The sequence below is a fragment of the Kiloniella laminariae DSM 19542 genome (assembly GCF_000374005.1).
GTDB classification, from domain to species: domain Bacteria; phylum Pseudomonadota; class Alphaproteobacteria; order Kiloniellales; family Kiloniellaceae; genus Kiloniella; species Kiloniella laminariae.
The window spans coordinates 426,846-448,265 of record NZ_KB893135.1; the positions used below are offsets into that span (position 1 = coordinate 426,846).

Sequence of the window (21,420 nt, forward strand, 5' to 3'; positions counted from 1 at the left end):
CTATAAACCCAGACCAGAAGAACCAAGACGAAAAGAACAGGCCCCTTCACTTCATCAGGTAACAAGCATGAGCCCATCAGATCCCCAGCCTCTCTTCAGCATTCTGCCCCGGGATTTTGAACTCGAGGACCGGGCGCCCCTGGGCAGTCTCGGTGTTTTGATGCTTGGAACAGATTTTACGCTCGAAAAAGAGCTGCCGGACCTGCTGCCTGTGGGACTGGCCGCCTTTACCAACCGGGTGCTCAACGCCAATCCCCTGACCCTGGAAAACCTGCGGACCATGGCCGAAGATGTCACCCGCGCAGCGTCAGGCATTATGCCCGGCCGCGGCGTTGATGCCATGATCTATGCCTGCACCTCCGGCTCGGTTGCCATCGGGGTCGAACGCATCACCACCCTGATCCGGCAGGCCTGGCCCGGCATTCCGGTGACAACACCACTGTCCGCCGCCAAAGCCGCCATTGATGCCCTCGGCGGCAAGCGGATCTCGATCCTCACCCCCTATCCTGATGAAATCAATCACGCGCTGGCAGACTGGTTTTCCGAACAGGGGTTCGAGGTGCTGAACGTCACCGGCTTTGGTATGGATGATGATATCGACGTCGCCATGGTCCCGACAGAGGCGCTGATCCGGGCGGCTGAAATCAGCTGTGATCCCCAGGCTGACCTGCTGTTTATCTCCTGCACCGCCCTGCGTGCCGCCGAGGTTGTCGAAGAGCTGGAAGTCCGGCTCAAAAAGCCCGTCCTAACCAGCAATCAGGTCCTTGCCTGGCACGCCCTGCAGCTGATGAACATAACGGCAAGGCCAAAACGCAAGGACCGGATCTTCACCCTCAAGCCCTAAAAAAACACCCCGGCGGATTGTACTCCAGCGGGGTGTTTTGTTTTTAGCCTGCCTGAAAAAAACCAGACAGGACGTTTAGTCTTTCCTCAGCGGTTTTAGTCTTTCCACTGGGTGACGTGTTTGATTTCAAGGAAATCTTCCAGTCCCCAGATCCCGCCCTCGCGGCCGTTACCGGACTGTTTGTAGCCCCCGAACGGAGCCGCCGCTGCTGAATCAACACCGTTGATCCGCACCATGCCGCTGCGCAGGCGCCGGGCGACACGTTTGGCTTTTTCCTTGTCCTGGGTCTGGATATAGTTGGTCAGGCCATAGACGGTGTCGTTGGCGACACGGATTGCTTCTTCCTCGCTATCAAAGGGAATCATGGTCAGAACCGGACCAAAGACCTCTTCGCGGGCAATGCGCATGTCGTTGTTGACGTCAGCAAAGATGGTCGGGCGGATAAAATAGCCCCGATCCAGTCCTTCAGGACGGCCCGTACCCCCTGCAATCAGGCGCGCGCCTTCGTCGATACCAACCTGGATCAGCCCCTGAATCTTGCCAAATTGAACATCACTGACCACCGGGCCAAGATGATTGCCGTGTTCTTTCGGATCACCAACCCGTACTTTTTCAGCAGCCTCGGCAGCGATTTTCACCGCCTTGTCATAGATCGACCGCTCAACCAACATACGGGTCGGCGCGTTACAGGACTGCCCGGTATTGCCAAAACACTGTTTGACCCCGCGTTCAATCGCCTTGTCATCCGCATCAGCAAAGACAATATTTGCGCCCTTGCCCCCCAGTTCCAGCGTGACGCGCTTGACCGTGTCTGCCGCCGCCTTGGTGATCAGCGCCCCGGCACGGGTCGATCCGGTAAAGGACAGCATGTCCACATCAGGGTGCGAGGAAAGCTGGGTACCAACACCGACACCGTCACCATTGACCATGTTGAAAACACCGGCCGGGAAGCCGACAGCATGCACCATTTCGGTAAAGACGATGGACGACAGCGGCGCAACCTCGGAAGGTTTCAATACAACAGTACAGCCCACAGCCATGGCCGGAACCGCCTTGAGCGTGACCTGGTTCATTGGCCAGTTCCACGGTGTGATCAGGCCACAAACACCGATCGGCTCCCGCACGATCAGCTCGTCATTGGCCAGTCTGCTTTCCAGCGTCATCTTTTCAAACGCTTCAATAAAGCCTTCGATATGCCAACTGCCCGATCCGGCCTGTGCGCTGGTCGCCATGTCAATCGGCGCGCCCATTTCCATGGAAATGGCTTCGGCCATATCATCGTTGCGGCGCTTGTATTCTTCCAGCAGCGCCCGGATCATATCCAGACGCTCTTTTTTCGGGGTCATCGACCAGGGATCAAAGGCGGCCCGTGCCGCGGCAACAGCTGCATCGGTATCGGCCTTGTCGCCAAGAGAGATCACGGCACAGATTTCCTCGGTTGCCGGGTTGATCACTTCAAGATCACGGGGTTTTGCCGGGGCTACCCAGGCGCCATTGATGTAAAAATTCCGTTTATCCAGCAACACACTTCTCCTTAAAAGCTCCAGCCAGCCACCGGTCGATCAAAACCAGTGCTGCAACAAAGTCCGTGTAAAAAATTCAGAACACATTCAAGCATTGTTCAATGCCCGAAGTAAAGAGCGAACCAGAGGAGATTTTCCGCTACCCCCCGCTCTCGAGTGAATGGCTCAAGGTCAGAACGGTCGAGCCCGTGGTTTTGCGCCCCTCAAGGGCACGATGGGCATCGGCAACCTGATCCAGCTGGAAGCTCTGGTTGATCACAACTTTAATCGTCCCACTTTCAAGCATGGCAAAAAGTTCGGCAGCTGCAGCCTCCAGATAACCTTCCGAATTGGTAAAATGAAACAGCACAGGCCGGGTAACCGTATAGGAGCCCGCGGCAATATCCGAAAGTTTAAAATCCAGAGCAGGCCCGGATGACTGGCCAAAACTGACCAGCGTCCCAAAGGTCTTGAGACACTGCAGCGATCCCGGATAGGTGTCCTTGCCCACACTGTCGTAAACCACATCAACTCCGGCTCCGCCCGTGATCTCCTTCACCCGTGCGACAAAATCCTCGCTGGTGTAATCGATCACATGGTCATAGCCGTTCTTTGCCGCCAGCGCACATTTTTCTGCGCCGCCTGCAGTACCAATGGCAATTACACCTTTATGCTTGAGCCACTGCCCGGCAATCAGACCGACACCCCCGGCCGCAGCATGAAACAGCACCGTCTGGCCACGCTTGACCTCAAAGCTTTTGTGTAAAAGATAATGGGCAGTCAGCCCCTTAAGCATCGAAGCTGCCGCCACCTCGTCGGCAACACCATCCGGCAGCTTGACCAGATGTTTTGTCGTCATCACCCGGTGCGAGGCATAGGCCCCGTTGGCAATGGTATAGGCCACGCGATCGCCCACAGCAAAGCCGCTGCCCTGCCCGTCACTGGAGGGGCCAACAGCGATAATTTCGCCCGCGGCCTCACTACCAAGGACGAGGTCCTTTTCCTTGTCCCAGGGATAAAGCCCGCTGCGGAAATAACAGTCGATAAAATTCACGCCAACCGCCGTGTGGCGCACCAGCACCTCGTCAGGCCCAAGATTCGACATCTCGGGCAGATCCAGCTCCACCCGTTGCAACACCTCGGGACCACCCTTTTTCTGGGCAACGATTACATAAGCCATGACTTCTCACCTGTTTTTCAGCCCCGCACTTTATCAGGACATGTTTTTCGATTGTGACACTCTAAAAAAACGACTGGCTCGTCTAACGAACAACTTCGCAGTAGAAATATTCAGTTCAGGACGAGCAAAAAAGGAACTGTCTGCTATCACAGGGGTAAATTTCAGATCTTCAGTATAGCCGAAAAACCCCGGCGCGACACGCTCTTTGCTATATAGGGTTGGATTGCGAAAAAAGAAGCAGATTATTCCTGGAGCAGAAATTCCGGATCAGTCGGAACCTGCAGAGCAACAGCAAGCTGATTGGTTTTCGAAGCCAGCGCCACGATCTTGAGCAGCTCGGCATGCTGGGCTTGCGTCATGCCTTTTGCCTTTGCCCCCGCCGTATGGGAGTGCACACAATAGGCACAGTTGTTGATGATCGACACGGCAAGATAAAGCATTTCCTTGGTCTGGGGGTCCAGTTCCGACGGGGTCGCCATCACCGCCTTGACCTCTGCCCAGGTTCGCTCCAGCAGGTCAGGATCGAAAGCCAGGTAACGCCAGATATTATTGATAAAATCCGTCTTGCGTGTCATCCGGATGTCATCGAACACCGTCTTGACGCGGGGATCATTTTCAGGATTTTTCGGCGGCAAAACAGTGGACATAGATAGTTCTCCTCAAAGACAATGACACAGTATATCAACTATATCGCCTCTGAAAGTTCTCTCCGCTTTACTGGGCTGAGAGAACCTAGAACTGATAACCAAAACTGACAGCGCCAAAGACACCCGGGTCATCCTGCCCGTCGAACTCTTTGGTCCGGTAGATCATGGTATAGCTGATACGGTACTGTTCATAGGTCATGGCCAGCCCGGCATTGAGGTCGGCGACAAAAACCTTTTTGTCAACGCTGTGAGAATCACTGAAGGTATTGCCGTCGAGGAAAATGTTCCGGGCAACCGCCCGTCCTTCGGCACCGGCAAAAAGATACCAGCTCCAGCCGTCATCCGGAACCTCGAAAGCTCCGGTTCCCGGAAGACCCGGCCGCACCCGCACCGGGTTGTCCTGCCACTGGTCTTTTTCCGGGGCAAGCCGGAAGGTCACCCCGACATCGGCAAAGGTGTGCACATTCCCCAGCATGGCCCCGTAATAGGGGGATGCCGCGAGCGACATACCTGCCCCCTCGACGCTGAGCGCCTTGGGAAAGCGACGCTGCCAGCCAAGCGAAAGTGTCGGCTCGTGATTGAGCTGATTTGACCAGCCCCGCGGGGTTGGACTGTCCGGGGTCACATGGGTATGAACAAATTTTTGTGCCTGTTCTCCGAGGGCCGCAGGTCCGACGATCCCGACAGAGGCTTCGACCTCATCGATGTGATTGCCTGTAATCGTTACCAGCCCCATGGAGCCGTAAAGATGCGCCGCCCAGGGACGATCATCCGGGTCCTGCTCCCGCTGGCGGATATTTTCCGGCGAATAGAGATTCTGCCCTACGGAATAAAAAACACTGGAGGTATCGTTGATGCCAAAGGTGGGGATGACCTCATCAAGCGCATAGGCCACTTCCGGCAGATCCGCATTGAGATCCAGATAACCCAGCCTGACACCGCTGGTGTAATTTTTGTCAGTTCCGGCAGCCCCCAGGGAATCATTCTCGATCACCAGAGTAATAATCTGGTCCCGCTTTTTGTCGAAAATCCGCCCCCTCGCCTGCTGCTCCAGCGTCGGTGTCTCGATAACGGCTGGTTGCTCCTGCAGCGGATCAATTGCTTCCGGAGCAGCTGTTTGGGACAGGGCAACAGAACAATTCCCCAGCACACCCCCAGCAATGGTCCCGACAACGCCCAAAGTCATCAACAGCCTGCGGCAGGGCAGCCAGATAAATGATGTGGACAGCATGGATAGAGGAACCCCCGATTATATCTGATTACCTGATTCGAAACATCGGCTATTTAGGGCAGGGAAAGGACATATGTCCAGTGTCTTCTCAAGGGCCAGCCCCGGGCCAAGCTTCGAGAGCAAAAAATTACGCAGCCGGATAATCTGCTCTGGGCAGGGTCACAATCACTTGGGTCCCCTCTCCCACTTTACTTTTGATGCTCAGGTTCCCCCCCTGGGCACGAGCCAGCTTCAGGGCCAGAGCCAACCCCAGACCAACACCGCTGTGGTTGCGAGTCATGCTGCCCTGAACCTGGTAAAAAGGCTCGAGCACCCTGGTCAGATCCTTCTCCTCAATTCCAACCCCGGTATCCTCGACCACAAAAGCAATAAAAGGCTTGGCCGCACCATCTGCACAGGAAAGCTCCCCGACATCCGCCATCCTTTCTTCTGTTTGATCAACCGGCTTGACTGTAAGAGAAACCCGTCCTTTTCCCGGCGTAAACTTGATCGCATTGACCAGCAGATTGACCAGGATCTGTTTCACATGCTGATCGTCCGCCCGAATGTAATATTCTTCTTCCGGCAGTTGAATGGCAAGCGTCAGTCTGGCTTCCTCTGCCCGGTTTCGTACCAGTCGTTCACAGCTTTTCAGTATCTCAATAACGGAAAGTACCCGTGGCAAGGGGAAGAGCTTCCCGGTTTCGATCACAGAGATATCGAGAATATCATTGATCATATTAAGCAGAAAGCTGGCCGAGCCCTCAATATCATCGATATAGCCCTGGTAACGTTTGTTATTGATCGGGCCAAACAGCTCCTTTTGCAAGATCCCCGAAAAGCCCAGAATAGCATTCAAGGGGGTGCGCAATTCATGGCTCATATTGGCCAGAAACTCCCCCTTGGCCAAATTGGCTGCTTCCGCGTGATTTTTCTGTTCAATCAATTCCTGCCGCGCCCGAAAGCTTTCAATCGCCACGCGGCAGATCTGGGCGCAGGAAAGAATAAGATCCAGCTCAGCCCGATCAGGAGGGCGAACGGTCTTATAGTAAATTGCAAAGGTGCCCAATGTTTTCTGGTCCGAGCCGATAATTGGCTGGGACCAGCAGGCCCGAAAAGCTGTGTGGGACATGAGTTCAAGATATGGCTGCCAGTTCGGATGGCTAAGGATATCCTCAATCACCACCAGCCTCTGCCCCCAGGCTGCCGCGCCACAGGAACCGACTGTTTCACCGATTTCAAGAAAATCTATTGCTTTAACATACTCATCCGGCAGGCTTGGGCCGCTTGTTCCACGCAGATAACGCCCTTCTTCAAGCAACATCACCGCACAGTTCATATGCGGATAGATTGCCTCCACTCCCAGGACAAGTTGGTCAAAAATATCTTTGAGTGGCAAACCCTTGGCGATATTCGTCAGGGTTTCGTTATAGGCCTCTATAATCTGTTCACGGTTTTTAGCAGCTGTAACATCTGTACTGACGCACAGAAAATGGCGACGATCATCGACCTTGCGACAAAAAGGGGTGATCGTCAGATCTTCCCAATAATGGGTTCCTTCCCGATTCAACCCGCAGATGACACCAGACCAGGCTTCGCCCTGATAGAGCTTTCCCCAGATATCCTCGATATAATCATCTGGATGATGTCCGGATCGCAAAACCCGGACATGCTGTCCGATCAACTCGTCAGCAGTAAAACCACAAAGATCAAGGTATTTCTGATTGGCATAGCTGATCACCTGGTCTTCCGTCATGACCAGAACAAGAGCATGTTTGTTCAGCGCTCCGAACAGATCCTGAATCTCTTCAAGATCAGAAATGTCAAAAGCTTTCACGTCCTGCGCGGTTAACTCCGCCAAATCTATACTCCTGATCGCCTCGTCTTGATTCTTCGTGCCTGTCTAGGCGGTTACTATCATCGCTGGATAGCCTGTCTATAATCCACACTAAAGATTGTTATTTTATGAACACTTTTTTCTTGTTCTTGATATTGATCAGAACAACCCCTGATAACGCAATCAGAACACCTGTTGCGACGAACAGATCAAATTGTTCCCCAAGAACAAAAGTTCCCAGTGCGACACCAACCCCGGCTCTTAAATAACTCTGGCTTGCAACCCCAAGCGACCCAAGCGTCCGTAAAAGACGGAAATAAATCAACAAAGCTAGACCAGTCGAAAAAATCGCAAGGGCCAGTGCCGCCAAAATGGATCGTTCTGACATTTCAACCTGCCAGGGTTTCTCAAACAGCAAGCTTGCCGGGACAAGACAAAATACTGCCCAGATCATTGTTCCTGTTGCCGCTACGGTTGGCGACAGATGCGAAAGCCGTTTACCATAAACAGCTGCACCGGCATAAAGCACAGCCCCGAGCAACACAGCCAGTTGGGCGAGCGCGTCTCTTCCCAGCCCTTGAAGTACTTCTGGACCAACAATAAGAAGCACACCGATAATCCCCAGACAGGCCCCTAATAATTTGAACAAAGGCGGTGTTTCGCCACGGACAAAAAACAACATGAAAAAGAAAACGAACACCGGAGAAGTTGAATTGAGCACACTTGCCAGGCCGCTTTCGACATATTGCTGCCCCCACGCCAGAACCGTCCAGGCACCAATACTGTTGAACAAGGCCTGAACAAATAACATTCCCCAAGTCGTTTTGTCTTTCGGCAGGGCTTCACCACGCCCTTTCATCACCACCCCAAGTAACACCGCTGCAATACTGACCCGCAGAGCAATCAGAGTTAGCGGCGGGATGGTCTCAAGCGAGATCTGGATGAGCAGGTAGGAGCCTCCCCAAAGCAAGGCGAGCAGACCCAGCAACACAAACTCGAGTAGCGGATCAAAGCGATCCTGCGATGATATTCTGGCCGTTCTTTCCATATTATAACTCCAGTCACATGGTAAAACCGCCCCCGACCTCGCGGCAGGATCATTGATTGACGGCAAAATGTAATGCACTATGAACCATTGCCACAACCTAATGCTTCGTTTATGATCGAAGTATGAAAGAAGGACCTGACATTACCCTTTTGGGCTCCCTTATCGGAGACCCTGCCCGCGCCAACATGCTTACTGCCCTGATGAGCGGCAAGGCTTTGACAGCCAGTGAACTGGCCGCCGAGGCAGGCATTACGCTGCAAACCACTTCGGCTCATTTGGGCAAGCTTGAAGGTGGCGGCCTGATCCGTCAGCGCAAACAGGGACGGCACCGCTATTTCACTCTGGCTGATGAAGATGTTGGCAGCTTGCTTGAAACCATGATGGGACTGGCGGCAAAAAAAGGCCATACCCGCACCCGTACAGGTCCCAAGGCCCCGGCCCTGCGCAAGGCCCGCGTCTGCTACAATCATCTGGCGGGTGAACTGGGCGTGCAGATGTATGACAGCCTGTTAAGCCGCGGTTTTCTTCTGGCACAAGAAGATGAAGACATGCTGATCCTCAGTGATCAGGGGCGCGATTTTATCGCCGATCTCGGTGTCGATATCTCCCCACTCAACCAGTCACGACGCCCCCTGTGCAAATCCTGTCTGGACTGGAGCGCCCGCCGCAGCCATCTCGCGGGCTCTCTCGGCACCGCCCTGCTGGAGCATTTTTATCACAAGGGCTGGGCCAAACGGATCGAAGGTCAGCGGATTGTCGAGTTTTCCAGACCCGGCGAATTCAGCTTCCAGAAGCTCTTTCCTCTTCAGACATAATGCTCCCCACCAACTCTGCGATGGCATTTCTTACATCAAAAGCAATCAGAATCTTTTCCTCTGCACAGATTACATCTGTGTACTTCTGGGCCTCACTGGCACAGTAATTATGAGAGAGCGGATTCAGGAACCCGTGCGCACCCTCTGCCTTAAAGCAAACCACTTCTTGCTTTTCCCGAAGCGCCGAAATTGTATCATCAACAGAAAAATGATCCTCCGCAGCAGGAAAGATCAAGGTGACAGGGCAGCCGGGAGATAGGCCCAGATTGTTTCTGATCTGGCCGGGATAAAAGCCGATCAAATGAGAGATGCCATGTTTTTCCCCGGACCCGACCACACGCCAGGCCGCGGATGCGCCTGCACTAAATCCCAGCAGAACAAGGCCACTGTTTGGTTTCTGAACAGCAATCTGCCCGACCGCGCTTTCAACCCTTCGCGCATAGCCCTCATGGCCACAGCATTCTATAAAAGCGGTATAGGCTTCGGTTTCATTGGCAAAGGATCTTTTTTGGCCCTCATAGGGATCAAGCAGCAAGACTTCATACCCCGCCTTTTGCAAATCCAGCACCCATCTGTCTGTAGCCGAGCCACGCCCCCAGATATCCGTGATCACCAGGACAAGCATCTCAGGGTTCCACAAATCCAATTGAGGGATCGGGTGTCTCCAGAAGCTCCTCGCTGATTCCCGCCTGCACCCCTCGTTCAAGATAGGTCGACAGTGCCACATAGCTACGTGTCGCCCTTACCCCTGTGACTTTGTATAGCCGGGAGAGAAATCCCTCCAGCGCCTGACTGCTCTGCAAGCGGACCTTGAGAAGCATGCAGGTATCCCCGGTGACGGAATGCATTTCTTCTAGCTCGGGAAGTTCTGTCAGGTTCATGAGTTCCGGCGACTTGCCCCAGCCGGAGGTATCCACATGGACAAAAGCCAACAGCGGCTTCCCAATCGCCGGGCCATCAAGCTGGGCTGTGGTTCCCTTGATCCGCCCATCCGCCCGCAAACGCTTGACCCGTTCATGGGTTGCCGGGGCCGAAAGTCCGACTCGCTCCCCCAGCTCGGCAAAACTGAGATCAGCTTTCTGGCAAAGCTCACCTAATATTCTTCGGTCAATCGCATCAAGTAGACGGGGAGTATCTGGCATCTTCAGAATAACATCTCGTTTTATTTGTTCCGCATATTTATCACTTCACAATACTACATTCGGCAATTAGCGTACAAGACAGTATATTCATCAAGGTCACTATCATGTTCACCTTTCCCATCTTTCTGCTGACCGCTTCGGTTGCCATCGTCGGCTCCAACGCGCTCGCTCTCAGCCCCATCGCGGGAGCTGTTGCCCGTTCTTTTCCCGGGATTACGGCTGCTGATGTCATGGTCGCCTCTGCTGCCTACGGTATTGCCACAGCCGCCAGCGCCCTGCTTCTCGCCCCGAGCATAGACAAAATGGGTGCGAAACGGGCTCTGGAGATGGCCCTTATCCTGCTTGCAATTGCTATGTTACTTACAGCCGCCGCTCCCTCGCTCTGGCTCTTATGCGGTGGACAGGTTCTGGCCGGGATCGCTGCGGGTATTGCCCTGCCTGCATCCTATGGTCTGTCAGCAGAGTTGGCACCAAAAGGTCAGGAAAGCAAAACCCTCGGACTGGTATTAACAGGCTGGACTCTCAGTCTCGTCATTGGGGTCAGTCTTTCGGCATTGATTGCCGATTTCTTCCATTGGCGTGGAGCCTTTGCCGCCATGGGTCTGCTCGCTGTGCTGATCCTGCTTGGCCTGAAGTTTGCCAGTTCGCGCGAGAAAACCTGGAGTGTCGCCGCTAACTACAACCGGGCGACCTCTCCCTTAACCGCCCTGCGGGTACCCGGAATACTGTCAGGTTTGATGGTAAGCGCTGCATTCATGACACCTTTTTACGGCGTGTACAGCTACCTTGGCGCCCATTTACAAGAAGCACTTGGTCTCTCGCCCGCCATTGCGGGCATTGTATCTCTTCTTTATGGCATCGGTTTCGGCTGTGCGCTTTTTTTCACGCCTTTCATAGACCGCCATGGCTCCAAGAAAGTTGCAGTATTTGTGTTCATCGCTGCTGGCCTGATCTATCTCTCAATAGCGTTGGTCACTGCAAGTTTCTATCTGCTGGTTGCTTTCAGTTTCTTCTGGGGGCTTATCAATCACCTGGGGCTGAATCTGATCGTCGGCAGGCTTACGGCCCTCGATCCGGGTCAGCGCGGTGCAATAATGGGACTTAATTCAACAGTGACCTATCTCTGTGTCTTTATCGGTGCGGTGGGCTTTCGCCCGCTCTATGAACTCTCTGGTCTCTCCGTCTGTGCGCTGGTCGCATCGCTTTGTGTTCTACCCGCCATCATCGACGGCCTGCAACGACGCAGGGAAGCCGGGCAGGCTGATGCCAACCCGGCTTGATCTTCTTTGTTTTATTGTCGGGCCATTCAGACCATCGCCATCACCCGGGCCGGGCCGCCGGTACCACCGCGATGTTTCGGTGCACCGACAATCAGCACAGCCCCACTAGCCGGTACCTTGTCGAGATTGGCGATACATTCCAGACCCCAGCGGTTTTCCGGCAACCAGGCATAGTGGGTGGCAAAGTCGGGCGACTGACCGTAATCCAGTGACAGACTGTCTGTCGCAATACCAATGGCCGGGGTTTCCAGCAACATCTGCGCGGCTTCGACATGGAAGCCGGGGAAATGCATCTTGCCCTCGGCATCGACATTGCGGAACATTGTCCCGCCTACATGTTTGTCCCAGCCGGAGTTCATCGCCACACAGGCCTTATCGGGGATATCCCCGTGTTTGGCAATCCAGGCCTTGATGTCATCGGGAGTAACCTGGGCATCGGCATCTGCCGCTGCTTTTTCCCGGATATCTATCACGCAAAGCGGCACCACCAGATTGCTGATCGGGATCTCCGCCACCGACTGTCCGTTTTCGGAAAAGTGCAGCGGCGCATCAACATGGGTTCCCGTATGTTCGTTCAACCTCAGTTCAAGCAGATTGAACTTGTGTTCTTCGTAATTGAACTTCTGATCCCGGAAAAACTGCTGCTCGCCAAAATAGGTCGGGAAGTCCTCGTGCAGTTCGTGCGTCATGTCCTCAACCCGGTCAGGGGCTCCTGCCAGTACCGGTGCCGAAAAACTGGTTGCAGAGAGTGCCGCGACAGCAGCCCCTGCAGTTGCTGATCTGAAGAGATCGCGTCGGGACAGCATTTTGCTTTTAACGGATTCAATCACACAGGCGTCACACATCTTGTATTTCTCCCTCTTGGACTGGTCTTGTTTTCCACCTCCTCCAGAAGATCCATACCGGGAAACGAGGATGCGGCTTGATGAAGAGGCAACAACCATACCATGAATATATGCTTGTGAATATTTACAGCCAAATATTCATGGGCAAATATTTTCACCCCCAAACCCCTTCCCCCCAGAACTCGGGCAGGACCCTAGGTTTCTGGTTGTAACCATTGCCCCGAAAAACCTGAAGACAAGCTGTTCTGTGACAGACTCAGTTCCAGCCTGCGCACCGCCGACCGCAAGGGTTCAAGGTATTTCCCGGCGGCGATCGCAGGGGTCATGGCCGAGGTAAAGAACACAAGGTTAATCGAAGCCACCACCTGGTCGCCAGAACAGACCGGCAGGGCAATAGACGAAATCCCCTTGTCGGTTTCATCGACGGACTGTGCATAGCCCCGTTCACGGGTCACCCTGACCAGGGCCTGAACAAAGCTCTGATCCCTGCCTCGCGCATCTTCGGGCAAAGGCGAGTTCTGCAAGGCTTCCAAAAGCGAGCCCTGTACTTCTCTTGTCGAAAAGCAAAAGAAAGCCCGGCCAAGGGACGAGGTCAGCAACGGCCAGCGGACCCCGACCATATTGCGGTTCCTCGACAGGGGACTGAATTTGTGGGTCGTCTCCCGGATCACCATGCCCCGCCCGTCAAACACAGCAATATCCGTCGGCCAGACCACCTGCTTGAACAGCTCCCCCAGAACTGGTGCGCCCAGCTGGGTCACCCAGTCCCGCTGTTCATATCCCTCACTGAGCGACCGCACCGCCAGCGCCAGGCTCCAGAGCGGGCTGGAGATTGCCCCCCGCGTGACAAAGCCCTCTGCCTCCAGCGTTTCAAGCAAGCGATAGACGGTGGTCCGGTTTAACGCACTGTGCCGGGAAAGCTCCTGCACCGAAACCGGACCGAGACGGTTCATCAACTGCAAAAGGGATAGCCCCCGCGCCAGAGCCCGGACCGGGCGATGGATCTGATCATCCCCGGACCTGTTCTCGTCTATCTGTCGCCTTTGGTCTCTCTGGAGTTCCTGCGCCCGTTTTTTATCCGGCACTATCCTGTTTCCCGGTTTGAAATTGTCCTGAGTTTTGCCCATGTTCGCATAGCGAACATTTTACAGCAAGTGATTGCAGCAGCGGCAAAGCCGCGTAAAAGAAAAGCCATGGAGGTTGTGCCGGGAACGCCGACTGAAACATTCCTGATGCGCTGAACCCTGCCTTGCGTTCAGAGGCTCGGAATGGATCATCCCCGGCACAGCCTTCATGATCTCGCGGCCTCTATGTTTGGCTCTGTTACTGGGTTACTGGATTACTGGATTGTCGAGTTACTGGCTCTGTCAAAGCCTCTATTTCTGGCAGATCAGGACTTCGGACGACCCTTAGAGTTTTGGCGAAGAGATCCCCTTATCCCGAAAAGCGGACAGGATTCATGATGCTCCCCCTCGATCTCCTCTCAGGATTTTTTGCCATCTGCATCCTGCTCGCCCTGACCCCGGGACCTGACAATATTTTTGTCCTGACCCAGTCGGCCCTCAGCGGTCGCCTTGCCGGCATTTTTGTGGTTCTGGGGCTTTGTACCGGGGTTCTGGTTCACAGCAGCGCTGTTGCTCTGGGGGTTGCGGCCATCGTCCAAACCTCCAGCCTAGCTTTTAATGCCCTGAAAATATTCGGGGCCTGTTACCTGCTCTATCTTGCCTGGTCTGTTCTGCGCATACAGCCCGAACCAATTGCTGTTGCAGACCCCAGCGCCGCCGCTCACAAACCGGACCAGCAGAAAAGTGATTACTTCAGGCTTTATCGGCGCGGTATTATCATGAACGTGACCAACCCCAAGGTCTCGATCTTTTTTCTGTCATTCCTGCCCCAGTTTGCCGATCCGGCACGGGGCTCTGTCGCCGCGCAGATTTTTATCCTTGGCGGCTTTTTCATTCTCTCGACCCTGTTGATTTTTGGCGGGCTCGCTCTACTTGCCGGAACAATCGGCACACATCTGCGCAACTCGACCAGAGCCCAGAACATCATCAACAAGATCGCCGGGCTGGTTTTTATTGGTCTTGCGATCAAGCTGGCTACGTTACAGCGATAACCTTTCTGCCAACAGAGCCGATCATGCCGGGTTTGAAACAAACTGGTTGCTGAAAGCAAGAAGCTGGAAAAATCCGTCGTTCCGGTCCAGAATGGAATACGCACTGGCGCGGTTGGTGCAATGGACCTTTTAGCAGACGTGTTTTACCAGTTCGGCAAGTTATTGTTTTCTCTTTATCCTGGGGAAAATTATCCCCTGCAGAACCGGGAACAAAGCCGGAAACACAAAATGCCTCTGTGAAATAGATAAAAAAATCAGCCTGTTAACAATAATTCATCTTTTGTATGCTACTGTCATCCCGAATTGAGAGGACGAATTCAAAAGCCAAGAGCGAAGCGACCGCAGAAATGCTTCCAGCCGCGCTTTATTGATGAAGGTAGATCTTTTGCATGGCTTCTTCCCTGCAATCACTGCAACGTTTTGCGACCCTGACAAGGCAGTCTGAACTGACAGAGGTTCGGGCCGCGGTCGCTGCTGTGATCAAGGATCTGAGAGGCTCGGTTGAGAAAACCCGCGAGCCCGCCAAGGCCAGGCGCTCCATTGCCGATCTCCTTGGTTTTCTCAACAGTCTGAATGCAACCATTCATCCCGGTCGGGCTGAACTGGCCCAGGCGATCTCGAGAGAGATTATTCCCCTGCTCTATCAGAACCAGCCGGAACAGATCAAAGAGGTGGATGACTACCAGTATCTTCAGCCAGAGTATCTTCTGGTGAATTACCTCAGCTCGGTTCTGGGTGATAACCTCGCCCTGTTGCGTGGTGAAGTAGAAGGCCACCCCGGCTTCCGCAAGGGCAAGCGACAGGATGTTGTCCAGCCGATTTGTGTGCTGGCGCCTGCATTTGTTTCCGGCCTGCGCGATCTTCTGACCAACCTTGCTATCGCCCGGCTTCGGACCAAAAAAATCGAAACCGGCATTTACGAACCGCTGCAGCGTGGTTACCTCAAACAAGGCCGCAACTCGGCCAAGTTTTTTGAAGAACAGCGGGCAGAAATCAGCAACGAGATCAACAAGCATTTCGCCTGGGCAGAAACCCTTGAGGACAATCTGAGACAACAGGCCCGAAAAACATCAGAAGAAACCGCCGATGCAGAGCAGGATGATGCCGCTGATCATGACGAGAACCTGATCCAGGAACTGCTCGACAAGCTCAAGCTGCATTCGGAAAACCACGATTATTTCCTGCCCCGCATCGCCGGGTTCAGGCTGATTGCAAAGCTCTATACCCTGAACAAGCCAGAGATTGCCAAGGCCATCAAACAGCTTCACGACGCCACCCGCTACAGTGAAAACCACACGACAGTGGTTCAGCAACTTGACGAGCTTGTGAGCAATCTCGACGATTATGATTTTGACCTTGTCGCCCTCTCGGCCCACCGGATCGGCGAAAAAACCGCCTGCCTGTCACCCAAGGCTTTGCAGGATGCCTGTATCGGGTCCGGTCGCACAACCGAGGCCATGCTTCAGGCCCGCCCGCTTGTCGCCGCCGAACTGGGGCGGATGCCAATCCATCTGGCCAAAAAAATCAGGGAGATCGTCGGGCAGGAACACGGCGACTTGAACGATATCCAGACCCTGGATGCCCTGTTTGAACATTTCAGAAACAACATCCAGGACATCAACAAGTCCCGTTTCGAGGCCGAGCTGAAAAGCTGTTCCGGGATTTTCTATGGCTCGAAGGTCCTCACACCGCTTGGCAAGTGGCTGGAAAGCGAAGGCGCGCAGGAAGGGACATTTTTCCTGCGCATGCAGCAGGTCCAGATCTCGCTCAAGAAAAAATGGGGCCTGACCTAACACGCCCGTAACAGATCACTGTACTGGGATGATGTGCTGGGGCGATGCGCTAAATCAATGCTCCGCGATGATCACGCGCCACAGATCAACAAAAGCGATCCCGGCTTTCCGCTCTGCGGATTGATCGGCTCTGCGCAGCTGGCGACGGCAAAACCCGCCTGCCCGATCTCCCTGATCCAGGTCGCCAGCGTCCGGAAATACCAGGGCATTGAAGTCCAGTTTCCCGCCTGGTTTCCTGCCTGGTTTCCTGCCCGGTTTCCGGCACTGAAGGCAGCGAAGCTTTCTTCCTGCCAGTCGTCAGCATAGCCGCTTTCCGGGCAGGCCTGCCAGGGATGCAGCGTTTGAATAACCAGCTTGCCCTGCGCAACCACACACTGGCGCAGCGCGGACAACAGCGGCGTTATCTCTTCCCCGAGCAGGGCAAAGTTACAGATCACCAGATCATAGGGTCCGCCCGCCCTCGCTGGCGCCCGGATAATCTCGTCATAGCCCAGATGCAGATAGCTTGATACCGGGTCCAGCTGACGGGCGCTGACAATCAGATCGGCACTGCCGTCAATTCCGGTCACCACACAATCCGGCTCTGCCGACAGCCGCCGCGCCAGCCAGCCTTCGCCGCAGCCAAGGTCGAGAACGCTTGTCGACTGTTGCGCCCTCTCCTTTATCAGCGTCAACGCAGCCGCGACAATTGCCTGATCGGTACAGCTCACCCGGCTGGCAATTTTTTTCTCTCTGACCGCCGCGGTCCAGAGCTGCGCATTGTCATCCCAGCTGGCCTTCAGGCGGGGAGAAAAGTCGCTGTTGTTTCTGTCCGGCGCAGGGCCATTCTGGCGGGCCATTGTCGCGCCGTTCTGTGGCTTAACATTCGGTGGCTTAGCGTTCGGTGGTTTAGCGTTCTGTGGTTTAGCGTTCTGTGGTTTGTTTTTGGACTTATCCCTGGGCATAGCGCTTCAGACGTTGATCAAGGGTGCCAGTATGCAGTTCAAACATATGGTTGTCATGATCATAAAAATAGATCGACCGCCCCTCGCCTTCAACCCGGCTTCGCCCTTCACGCAGTTCCAGCCCCAGATCCCTGATGCGCAGAAGACAGTCATCATAGGCTGTCTCCGGGATCTTGAAGGCAATATGGTTATAACTGCGCGCGGGCAAGGGTTCGCCCTCCATAATCGCAATCCACTGCCCGGCGACAAGAAAAAATCTTTCCCGCGACAGGGAAAAGCTTGTGTCACCACTGTCATAGACTTTTTCTGCGCCAAGGATCTGGCAGAGGATAGCTTCCATTCTGTCCAGATCCTGTACAATAAAGGTCATGTGACTGATGCCTTCAATCATCTTCTGCCCCCCTCCCAGTTCTCCGCCTTCAGGTTAGAGTTCCGCGTAACGAAAGGTCTTTTTACGGGCCGATTTTGACGAGATAATGACCAGTTTTTTATACAACCAGACTTTTTATACAGCCCGGGATTTTAATAATAACCGGGATTTTTTCAGGCCCAGAAAGTCATGTCCAGAAAGTCATGCCCAAAAATTCATGCACAGAAAAAGGCAGGCCGCTTGTCCAGCGCTCTTGTTTATTAGCTCTGGTCCAGATCGGCCTGCCTGATCCTGTTTTACCAGTACCTGTTTATAGGTGCCAGTTTACAGGGCATCCATTTACAGGGCATCCATTTACAGATGCCCATTTATAAGGGCGCAAACTTCGCTGTAAAGTGACGCAGCGCGGGCGGTTCTTCGGTAATGCGATAGCCGCGCAGGCTGTCCTTCATCGCCGTCAGTTCCTCGAACACCTCGACGATATAATCGGCGTGGGACTGGGTATAGACCCGCCGCGGCATGGCCAGCCGCACCAGATCCATCGAGGCCGGGGCCTCGGTACCATCGGGCGCACGGCCAAACATCACCGTGCCGATTTCGCAGCCGCGGATACCGCCGAGTTCATAGAGTGCACAGGCCACCGCCTGACCGGGGTATTGCAGCGGCGCGATGTGGGGCAACCAGGCCCGCGCATCGACAAAGACCGCATGACCGCCCGCGGGTTTGACCACCGGCACGCCCATGGCATCAAGCCGTTCGGTGATGTATTCATTGGTGCGAATGCGATAGCGCAGATAGTCTTCATCCACAATCTCGCTCAGGCCCTGGGCGATGGCATCCAGATCGCGTCCGGCCAACCCACCGTAAGTCGGGAAACCTTCGGTCATGATCAGGCGCGTGCGGGCTTTCTCCGCCAGATCATCATCATTCAGCGCCAGCCAGCCGCCGATGTTGGCAAAGGCATCCTTTTTCGCCGACATGGTCATGCCATCGGCATCGGCAAAACAGTCGCGGACAATTTCCTTGATCGCCCGCCCCTTCTGGCCCTCTTCGCGCTGCTGAATAAACCAGGCGTTTTCGGCAAAGCGACAGCCGTCGATAATAAAGGGTCGTCCGTACCTGCGGGCCAGCGCCGCCGTGGCCCGGATGTTGGCCAGCGACACCGGTTGCCCGCCCCCGGCATTGTTGGTGATGGTCAGCATCACGCACGGCACGGCATCGCCGTGCTGCTCCAGATAGGCTTCCAGCTTCGCCAGGTCCATATTGCCCTTGAAGGGATGGACCAGCGAGGGGCTTTTGCCCTCGGCAATCACCAGATCATCGGCCCGCGCCCCGCTGTTTTCAATGTTGCCGCGGGTGGTGTCAAAGTGGGTGTTGGAGGGAATGAATTTGCCCTTGCCGCCAAGAATGGAAAAGAGAATGGCTTCGGCCGCGCGACCCTGATGGGTCGGGATGATGTGTTTGAAATCCATCAGATCGCGGATCGCCGCCTCGAAACGAAAGAACGAGGGCGAGCCCGCGTAGCTTTCATCGCCGGACTGCATCGCCGACCACTGCCGCGCCGACATGGCCGAGGTGCCGCTGTCGGTCAGCAGGTCAATCAACACATCATCGGAATGAAGTTTGAACAGGTTGTAATCCGCCGCCCGCAGCAGATCGCGCCGTTCTTCCGGCGTGGTCATACGAATGGGTTCGACAGATTTGATACGAAAGGGTTCGATTATTGTTTTCATAAAGGGGTCTCCGCTAACGCCCCTTTCAAGCGACCGCCCCTGATGCAAAGAACAGGGAGACAGCCAGGTACTCAATCGGGGCAGAAGCGCCGCGGTTGCCTGCTGCTCACCAGCCTGCCGCGCTCAGCGCCCGTTTCATACCCGATAAATTTATCGCCTAGCGGGAATAATGGCAAGGGGGATGTGGTGATTGTGTGGAGGGGGAGTTGAACATTCAGGAAGGTCAGAATAATTGTTTACAAAAAAAAATTAAACCTAACGTTGTTAGCAAATTTTTCTACTACTAGGTATCTGCTTTCAACCCAAATCGACAAAGTACAATTTTACAATAAGCGAGTCTTTAATACAGACTTAAGGACAACAAGATTATCAAGAATGACAACACTAGGGCATCAGCAAATCATAGCTAGGACAAATCTAAGACCACAGGATCGATTTAAAAATCCTAAAGGCTATTCGCTAGCTGTGGAGAATGACGTCTACTATTGCTCATTCAAAATTGATGCGCCAAAGAAATCGGGCATTTACCAAATTTTAATCAATGATCAAATTGTTTATGTTGGTCGGGCAAAATGTCTTAAAAATCGCCTTTCTCAACAGTACGGTAACGTGTCTCCTCGTCATCCTTTCAACGGAGGTCAAATCCAAAAGTGTAGGACAAACGCCAAGATAAATGTTGCTATTTGTCAAGGGGATAATGTGTCATTTGAATGGAAGGTATGTATTGATTATGTCGAGCAAGAAAAGCGATTATTGGAGGATGTATCAAATAGGCCGCCTTGGAATAAGCGCTCTTAAATTAGCAATGTTGAGTTTGAGATTGATTTTGGTCCCACGGAGTTGTCGTTCTCTTCAAATTCAGCTAACGTCTGCTTCTGGCACGATGCAGCTATGACCATGACCCGATTTATATTCGCGGAAAGGTGGTTTCGGAGCGATAAGTGCAGCCTGAATCTCCGATAATTGCAACCTGTTACAATTAGATATTACCCTCTTTCTGCCTTAAACAGAGGTACCTTAAACAAATATACACACTAAAGGATAAGGTAACTTGCGCAGACATCTGGGTGGGCGTTATGAATAGATGATGAGCTTGCTTATCAGGGAGTTGATAGTCATATGTATAAAATATAAAATTTGGTAATATTATAAAGCTCCATAGCAGAATTATTTTTAAATTTTCAAATTCAATATTTTTGTATTTCAAAATCTTCAAAATTATGAGGTGTATTATAAATGGTGGCAAAGAATTAAAAATCAAAAAAAGTGATACAAACATCAAGTTTATATCAAACATTGAACTTATATTAAATTCACTCTTCCCCTGATTGAGTTTCAGATACATCCAAAGAATTATGCTGCTAACAAATATCGAAATTAATACAAGAACAATTTCTTTTCCAATTGAGGTTTTTGTTAGCAGAAAAATTCTCTTGTTGGACATATTAAGGATATAATTCTTGTGAGTATCGATTGAGATAACGGAAAGTTGCAATGAAGATAATAAAGCTAATGGTTTTCATATTGACGTCAATAACTTTAATATTTTTATTGAGTAAAGCACAGGTTGAAAATGCAAAGGATCATTCAATATTTTACGATCCACCATCTGAGTATACATCGTGGCAAAAAGAGATAATTAATAACTATCTATGTGAAGGAATGCCGCCTGCTGTAATTTCTGAAATTGAAAATGTGGCTTCTCGCATTGATTTCGGGGGAGAGATTATGTCTTTACCTGATCCAAATGATCCTACTAAACGGATTTTAAAATCAATTTCCTTGTTACGAGTTAACTCTAAATGCGCTAGAGGTTTTTGCAAAACACACGTACTTTCCCGTACTGGAAATAATAAATGTAAATATATCGCGACCATACAGATACCGAAGAAGCTGAATACATATTCAGATATGATTGGAGGTGGTGTTATTTATAATGAAAAGTGTACTATTTATTATGATGGGCTTTGTTTTTAATGGCTTTGTTTTGATAAAGTTTTTTTTCATACATCGCTCTCCCGGTATCAAAACTGTAAAAAGACGATCTTAATTTAAGTTAATCATCAAATCAGGGGCAGTATAGATTTGATGGTTAGAGTGTCCGCTTCTGGCAC

At 52.8% G+C, this 21,420-nt stretch carries 21 protein-coding genes; 8 read left to right on the forward strand and 13 right to left on the reverse strand.

All coding sequences use genetic code 11. The features are described from left to right. Positions 1–67 precede the first annotated feature (67 nt). Positions 68–844, forward strand: coding sequence for a maleate cis-trans isomerase family protein (locus B152_RS22830; protein ID WP_020591661.1), 777 nt, complete (start codon positions 68–70; stop codon positions 842–844). 95 nt (positions 845–939) lie between these two features. Here the strand turns inward: B152_RS22830 and B152_RS0106855 are convergent, their stop codons facing one another. The 6 genes from B152_RS0106855 to B152_RS0106880 all read right to left on the reverse strand — a co-directional run bounded on the left by B152_RS0106855 (position 940) and on the right by B152_RS0106880 (position 8,268). Continuing rightward, a complete protein-coding gene (locus tag B152_RS0106855; RefSeq protein ID WP_342664232.1) occupies positions 940–2,370 on the reverse strand; it encodes an aldehyde dehydrogenase family protein in 1,431 nt (476 codons plus the stop codon). A 136-nt stretch (positions 2,371–2,506) separates the two neighbouring features. Beyond that, positions 2,507–3,526 carry a quinone oxidoreductase family protein gene (locus tag B152_RS0106860; protein ID WP_020591663.1) on the reverse strand — a complete coding sequence of 340 codons (1,020 nt, stop codon included), beginning with the start codon at positions 3,524–3,526 and terminating at the stop codon, positions 2,507–2,509. A 242-nt stretch (positions 3,527–3,768) separates the two neighbouring features. Further along, on the reverse strand, positions 3,769–4,173 hold the full coding sequence (locus tag B152_RS0106865; protein ID WP_020591664.1) for a carboxymuconolactone decarboxylase family protein: 405 nt from the start codon (positions 4,171–4,173) through the stop codon (positions 3,769–3,771). A gap of 85 nt (positions 4,174–4,258) precedes the next feature. Next, positions 4,259–5,404 carry a lipid A deacylase LpxR family protein gene (locus tag B152_RS0106870; protein ID WP_020591665.1) on the reverse strand — a complete coding sequence of 382 codons (1,146 nt, stop codon included), beginning with the start codon at positions 5,402–5,404 and terminating at the stop codon, positions 4,259–4,261. Positions 5,405–5,531: 127 nt separating this feature from the next. After that, positions 5,532–7,244: a PAS domain-containing sensor histidine kinase gene (locus B152_RS0106875; protein WP_020591666.1), complete on the reverse strand. Its 1,713-nt coding sequence runs from the start codon at positions 7,242–7,244 to the stop codon at positions 5,532–5,534. Positions 7,245–7,341: 97 nt separating this feature from the next. After that, positions 7,342–8,268, reverse strand: a complete 927-nt coding sequence (locus tag B152_RS0106880; RefSeq protein WP_020591667.1) for a DMT family transporter — start codon at positions 8,266–8,268, stop codon at positions 7,342–7,344. A 122-nt stretch (positions 8,269–8,390) separates the two neighbouring features. Between B152_RS0106880 and B152_RS0106885 the strand changes: the two genes are divergently transcribed. Next, complete coding sequence (locus B152_RS0106885) at positions 8,391–9,083, forward strand: ArsR/SmtB family transcription factor (RefSeq protein ID WP_020591668.1); 693 nt, start codon at positions 8,391–8,393, stop codon at positions 9,081–9,083. Here B152_RS0106885 and B152_RS22835 read toward each other — a convergent pair. Both B152_RS22835 and B152_RS0106895 read right to left on the reverse strand, forming a co-directional pair. Next, complete coding sequence (locus B152_RS22835) at positions 9,049–9,708, reverse strand: dienelactone hydrolase family protein (RefSeq protein WP_020591669.1); 660 nt, start codon at positions 9,706–9,708, stop codon at positions 9,049–9,051. The genes B152_RS0106885 and B152_RS22835 overlap by 35 nt on opposite strands. 1 nt (position 9,709) lies before the next feature. Next, complete coding sequence (locus tag B152_RS0106895; protein WP_020591670.1) at positions 9,710–10,225, reverse strand: Lrp/AsnC family transcriptional regulator; 516 nt, start codon at positions 10,223–10,225, stop codon at positions 9,710–9,712. Between the two features lie 104 nt (positions 10,226–10,329). Here B152_RS0106895 and B152_RS0106900 point away from each other — a divergent pair, with 104 nt between their 5' ends. Continuing rightward, on the forward strand, positions 10,330–11,505 hold the full coding sequence (locus B152_RS0106900; protein WP_020591671.1) for an MFS transporter: 1,176 nt from the start codon (positions 10,330–10,332) through the stop codon (positions 11,503–11,505). A 26-nt stretch (positions 11,506–11,531) separates the two neighbouring features. On the opposite strand, the gene B152_RS0106905 is transcribed toward B152_RS0106900, so the two are convergent. Together B152_RS0106905 and B152_RS0106910 are read right to left on the reverse strand one after the other, a co-directional pair. After that, the gene (locus B152_RS0106905) at positions 11,532–12,350 is read right to left on the reverse strand and encodes a cyclase family protein (RefSeq protein WP_020591672.1); all 819 of its coding nucleotides are present in this window, start codon (positions 12,348–12,350) and stop codon (positions 11,532–11,534) included. A 194-nt stretch (positions 12,351–12,544) separates the two neighbouring features. Then, positions 12,545–13,435 carry an IclR family transcriptional regulator domain-containing protein gene (locus tag B152_RS0106910; protein WP_281168712.1) on the reverse strand — a complete coding sequence of 297 codons (891 nt, stop codon included), beginning with the start codon at positions 13,433–13,435 and terminating at the stop codon, positions 12,545–12,547. On the opposite strand from B152_RS0106910, the gene B152_RS26110 reads away from it, so the two are divergent. From B152_RS26110 to B152_RS0106930, 3 genes are all read left to right on the forward strand, one after another. After that, on the forward strand, positions 13,349–13,591 hold the full coding sequence (locus tag B152_RS26110; RefSeq protein WP_020591674.1) for a hypothetical protein: 243 nt from the start codon (positions 13,349–13,351) through the stop codon (positions 13,589–13,591). The genes B152_RS0106910 and B152_RS26110 overlap by 87 nt on opposite strands. Before the next feature lie 218 nt (positions 13,592–13,809). Further along, positions 13,810–14,466 carry a LysE family translocator gene (locus B152_RS0106920; protein WP_211212150.1) on the forward strand — a complete coding sequence of 219 codons (657 nt, stop codon included), beginning with the start codon at positions 13,810–13,812 and terminating at the stop codon, positions 14,464–14,466. 389 nt (positions 14,467–14,855) lie between these two features. Next, positions 14,856–16,259, forward strand: a complete 1,404-nt coding sequence (locus B152_RS0106930) for a hypothetical protein (protein WP_020591678.1) — start codon at positions 14,856–14,858, stop codon at positions 16,257–16,259. Between the two features lie 71 nt (positions 16,260–16,330). Here the strand turns inward: B152_RS0106930 and B152_RS0106935 are convergent, their stop codons facing one another. The 3 genes from B152_RS0106935 to B152_RS0106945 form a co-directional block, all read right to left on the reverse strand. Continuing rightward, the gene (locus tag B152_RS0106935) at positions 16,331–17,098 is read right to left on the reverse strand and encodes a class I SAM-dependent methyltransferase (protein ID WP_020591679.1); all 768 of its coding nucleotides are present in this window, start codon (positions 17,096–17,098) and stop codon (positions 16,331–16,333) included. A gap of 91 nt (positions 17,099–17,189) precedes the next feature. Beyond that, the gene (fosX, locus tag B152_RS0106940; RefSeq protein ID WP_020591680.1) at positions 17,190–17,594 is read right to left on the reverse strand and encodes a FosX/FosE/FosI family fosfomycin resistance hydrolase; all 405 of its coding nucleotides are present in this window, start codon (positions 17,592–17,594) and stop codon (positions 17,190–17,192) included. A 347-nt stretch (positions 17,595–17,941) separates the two neighbouring features. Further along, positions 17,942–19,306, reverse strand: a complete 1,365-nt coding sequence (locus B152_RS0106945) for a tryptophanase (protein ID WP_020591681.1) — start codon at positions 19,304–19,306, stop codon at positions 17,942–17,944. A gap of 375 nt (positions 19,307–19,681) precedes the next feature. Here B152_RS0106945 and B152_RS0106950 point away from each other — a divergent pair, with 375 nt between their 5' ends. Further along, positions 19,682–20,104 (forward strand): GIY-YIG nuclease family protein, encoded by a 423-nt coding sequence (locus B152_RS0106950; RefSeq protein WP_020591682.1) that lies wholly within the window; start codon positions 19,682–19,684, stop codon positions 20,102–20,104. A gap of 696 nt (positions 20,105–20,800) precedes the next feature. Next, complete coding sequence (locus tag B152_RS0106960; protein ID WP_020591684.1) at positions 20,801–21,283, forward strand: hypothetical protein; 483 nt, start codon at positions 20,801–20,803, stop codon at positions 21,281–21,283. The last annotated feature ends 137 nt before the right edge of the window (positions 21,284–21,420 follow it).